General features: G+C 60.1%; 5 protein-coding genes and 1 pseudogene. 4 read left to right on the top strand and 2 right to left on the bottom strand.

Going from position 1 to position 3643, the window contains the following annotated elements; translation table 11 throughout:
* The first annotated feature begins 10 nt into the window (after positions 1–10).
* Complete coding sequence (locus WA702_RS07695) at positions 11–652, top strand: L,D-transpeptidase (protein WP_425109931.1); 642 nt, start codon at positions 11–13, stop codon at positions 650–652.
* A 77-nt stretch (positions 653–729) separates the two neighbouring features.
* Here the strand turns inward: WA702_RS07695 and WA702_RS07690 are convergent.
* Both WA702_RS07690 and WA702_RS07685 read right to left on the bottom strand, forming a co-directional pair.
* Positions 730–1112, bottom strand: a pseudogene (locus WA702_RS07690) (DUF302 domain-containing protein).
* A gap of 31 nt (positions 1113–1143) precedes the next feature.
* On the bottom strand, positions 1144–1602 hold the full coding sequence (locus WA702_RS07685; protein ID WP_425109929.1) for a hypothetical protein: 459 nt from the start codon (positions 1600–1602) through the stop codon (positions 1144–1146).
* Between the two features lie 133 nt (positions 1603–1735).
* Here WA702_RS07685 and WA702_RS07680 point away from each other — a divergent pair, with 133 nt between their 5' ends.
* From WA702_RS07680 to WA702_RS07670, 3 genes are all read left to right on the top strand, one after another.
* The gene (locus tag WA702_RS07680; RefSeq protein WP_425109928.1) at positions 1736–2140 is read left to right on the top strand and encodes a four-helix bundle copper-binding protein; all 405 of its coding nucleotides are present in this window, start codon (positions 1736–1738) and stop codon (positions 2138–2140) included.
* A 217-nt stretch (positions 2141–2357) separates the two neighbouring features.
* Positions 2358–2624, top strand: coding sequence for a hypothetical protein (locus tag WA702_RS07675; RefSeq protein WP_425109927.1), 267 nt, complete (start codon positions 2358–2360; stop codon positions 2622–2624).
* A 388-nt stretch (positions 2625–3012) separates the two neighbouring features.
* On the top strand, positions 3013–3339 hold the full coding sequence (locus tag WA702_RS07670; RefSeq protein ID WP_425109930.1) for a helix-turn-helix domain-containing protein: 327 nt from the start codon (positions 3013–3015) through the stop codon (positions 3337–3339).
* Positions 3340–3643 lie beyond the last annotated feature (304 nt).

Below are 3643 nucleotides of genomic sequence, written 5' to 3'. Positions count from 1 at the left end.
CGTAGACCGGCTGAGGGAGAAGCACCCAGAGGAGTTCGGCACGAGACAGCATTCGATCGTGCAGCGTCTGCTGAGGGCGCTTAGACGGAAGACCGCCGAGCAGTTGGTCGCGGAGGAGCCGCTCGGTGAGGCCACCACTGCTGCCCTATTGCCCGGGGGTGTGGACGGCTCGGGCTATGTAGGGCCCGACCCGTCCAACCCCCTCTCGTCGAGCAAGCCGGGAAAGCTACCTGGCGCGGCCGATCAGTCGACTTTGCATCCGTGCCATCTGGTAACATTTGCTGATGCGGCAATACGAGGGGGCAAATTTGCAGGCCGATTGACAGACATGATCGCCCGCGAGCCGGACAAGTACGTCAAGTGGGCCCGAGGCATGGAGGGCGGCACGCAGAATCCGCTCGGCGCGCGTGCTCTTTACTTGTTCAAGGACGGCAAGGACACTCTGTACAGGATTCACGGCACCAACGAGCCATGGTCGATCGGCCAAGCGATGTCGTCCGGGTGCATTCGCATGATGAACCAGGACGTGATCGACCTGTATCGCCGCGTCCCCCAGGGCGCCAAGGTCGTCGTACTCCCGGTCGGCGGCGTTGAGACTGCCGCCTCCGGCGCATGGTCTCCGAAGCCGGATAGCCTCCTTACCGACGGCTGAAGATCGACGGACGTGGAGGACCCTTGCCACGCCCGAGCGAAAAGCGACACGACGCCAAGCCTATTCGACAAAAAGGGCTAGATCGCTTCGACCGCTGGCTTTAACTCGCCGCGGACCTTCTCCGCGATGCTCGCCAAGATGGATACTGAATGGCCTGCATCGACGTGACGGGGTCGACCGCCGCAACCTCTGTCCCGCCATCCACCTCCTAAACGACTACGTTACACGGAAGCATGGTCCCGATCTTGTCCTCGGCTTTCAGTGCCTCATGGGCCATCATCGGATTGCAGGCACCGAGTATGACCTAGGGACCGAAGTCGGCGCCGATCTTCTCCTTCAACGTCGAATGCACGTCGATCCGTGTCAAGACGCCGAAGCCACGGGCCTTGAGGGCGGCTACCGCTCGGTCGACAGTTTCCGAAAATGGAGCGTCGATCTTCTTCGCGAAATAGTAGGCCATACCGAACTCCTTTACTGGGTGGGCGCCAGAGCTAAGCGGGCAAGGGCGCGTTCGCCGCACCTGATGAAGCCCTAAGGGCGGCGTCCGCGCTTTCCGCCCGTTGCCCGAAATCACCTCTCAGGGCCATGAGTGCCCGGCGTTCCTCCTCGATTTCGTAGGAGGTGCGGAAGCCCAATTTTCTCAAGACTGGAACAGGAGGGCACCACCCTTGGATAGCGTGCTGGAACAGAAAGGCCGTGACCAGCGCCGGAAGCGCGAGCCAGCGCCTATCGCTAGTGGCCGCCAACACGGTCCCCGTGAATCCGAGCACTGCTGCGTTCGCCTCGATGGCCCTTTCGATATCCCATTCTTGATCGATTTCACGCAGGCGGTCGGCGATCTGATCGCGATGCTCGGCGAAATATGCCACGTTGGCCCGCATCGTTCGTTTGATGCGGCGATTGTCGGTTTCGGACGAATGCAGAGGCACCCGGTTCCGCGTCGTGGTCATTTTGGGCCTCCGAGAAATTGAGTTCCTCCGTATCCTGGCGCTTACGCTCGCTGATCCGATTTGTTCCTAGAAACCAATCCTTCCGGTGGCTATTGGAGAGAAACGCGGGCGCACTCAGAAAGAGGAGTTTCCGATGCATGCGCAAGAAATGATAAGTACGCATCCGCAAGTTGGCGGACAGGTCAACGACGCCCTCGTCCGTTGCATCGAGGAGTGCTACTCATGCGACCAGACGTGCACGTCCTGTGCGGACGCATGTCTTGCTGAAGACAACGTGAAGTCGCTCACGCAATGCATCCGGCTAAACTTGGACTGCGCCGATATCTGCAACATCACGGGTAGGATCGCGACTCGCCGGACGGGATCGGATGAGGAGATGATCAGGAGAATGTTGCACGCCTGTGCCGCCGCATGCCGGCTTTGCGCCGACGAATGCGAGAAGCACGCAAAAATGCACGAACACTGCCGCATCTGCGCCGAGTCCTGCCGTCGGTGCGTGAGCGCCTGTGAGGAGGCTGGGCGCGGAATGGCACACTAGGCGACCGTCGTCGCCAGCACTTTCGTCGCGGGTGGGGCAGCTTCGGTTGCAGGCTTCGGGGATTCTGGCCACTCGACTGTTGCTATCCAGGTGCTCCGGGATGTCCGCTCACGCGCGCGGACGAATTGGCTGCCTCCTGCGTACATTCCCTTAGGGTACTGACCTGAATTTTCTGACGCTTCTTCTCCTCCTATCGTTATTAAGAGTGGAGGCGAGCATGCCGCTGGGATTTAAGCTCATCGCTTTTGGAATGATCCTTCTGCTGCCGAAGACCTACCTTTATTTGTCCGATGCTCCTCCCTTGGAAGCGCAAAGCGCCTCAGAGCGACAGATATCAACCCTGGTGGTTCATTGGGATGTTAGCTCAACCGGCCATCTCACCGTCTCTGCGGCTAAAATCTTCAAATGTGGAGAGAGTCCTGAGCACGACGGCAGCGACACCGTGGCTATTCACGCGATGAATAAGAGCCTGAAGGGGTCATAAGCATCTCGCGACAAAGAATAGGCGATGCGCAGGGCCGAATGCCAGCTCTTGATGCTGTGGACGGCTCCTCCACGACCGGCACGAGAGTGCCAAGGAGTGGGTGCCATTTTGAAGCTCCCACATGATGCGAGCCGCCGACAGAAAGACTTTGACCCGGCAGACATCAGGCACTGAAGTCATATTCACGACAAAGTAAGAAGCTCGTCCACGCCGACCGGCGGCTTCTGTCGCGATCCGATGATGAAGGCGCGATTTGCGAGCCCGCTCTGAACACGAGCTATCTGAGTCCGTTCCTTGTCGAGCCGTAGCCGCAGCAGCGGATCGCGGGTTCCCGAGACGGCGAGGCTCTTCCCGCCCGATTTCTCCCGGGCGCGATATTCACATCGTGATGCGCTTCCGCGAACTAGTGGAGGAGGGTTATCGCAGCCATGCACCGCTGGACCACTACGCGCGAAAGCTCGGCGTGACGACCGCGCGCCTCAACACCTGCTGCCGCCTGACGACAGGAAAGTCGTCTCTGGCGCTGATCAACGAGCGCCTGCTCACGGAGGCCAAGCGAACCCTTCTGTACTCCGACGTGACCGTGAACGAGATCGGCGCCGCCCTAGGTTATGCCGATCAGGCCTACTTCAACCGATTCTTCTCCCGCAATGTGGGTTTGTCGCCTGGTCGCTTCCGCGACAATCTGCTGCTGCGCGACAACGGGACGCCTTAGATCAGTCCCGCTCCGCCCGACCGAGACTTTGGGAAAGCGCCTATGCGGGGGCGGGGCTGCTCCATCAACGTCCGTTCGGCAAGCAGGTGACGAGCGAGAGGCGCAGGAAGCCTTTCCAGTTGACCCGGGGCGCCATGTTACGCAGAACTCCATATCGAACGGGGCGTCGATTCAAGATGTGTTTCGGCATGGAATAAGGACCCCGTTTTCGGGGTGATCGGCATCCAATCGGGACCCCGGGATAAGGGTCCACAGTGGCTTCCATCGAGTCATGGAAGCCGAGGTTGGGATGCTGGTGGTGGAG

Source organism: Bradyrhizobium sp. (assembly GCF_049798375.1).
Taxonomy (GTDB): domain Bacteria; phylum Pseudomonadota; class Alphaproteobacteria; order Rhizobiales; family Xanthobacteraceae; genus Bradyrhizobium.
The sequence above is the reverse complement of the archived record's forward strand: the minus strand, read 5'-3'. Positions and strand labels throughout refer to the sequence as shown.

Coding starts and splice junctions, on each gene's coding strand:
- WA702_RS07670 (WP_425109930.1), top strand. CDS start 3,013: ATGCGCTTCCGCGAACTAGTGGAGGAGGGTTATCGCAGCCATGCACCG.
- WA702_RS07675 (WP_425109927.1), top strand. CDS start 2,358: ATGCCGCTGGGATTTAAGCTCATCGCTTTTGGAATGATCCTTCTGCTG.
- WA702_RS07685 (WP_425109929.1), bottom strand. CDS start 1,602: ATGACCACGACGCGGAACCGGGTGCCTCTGCATTCGTCCGAAACCGAC.
- WA702_RS07680 (WP_425109928.1), top strand. CDS start 1,736: ATGCATGCGCAAGAAATGATAAGTACGCATCCGCAAGTTGGCGGACAG.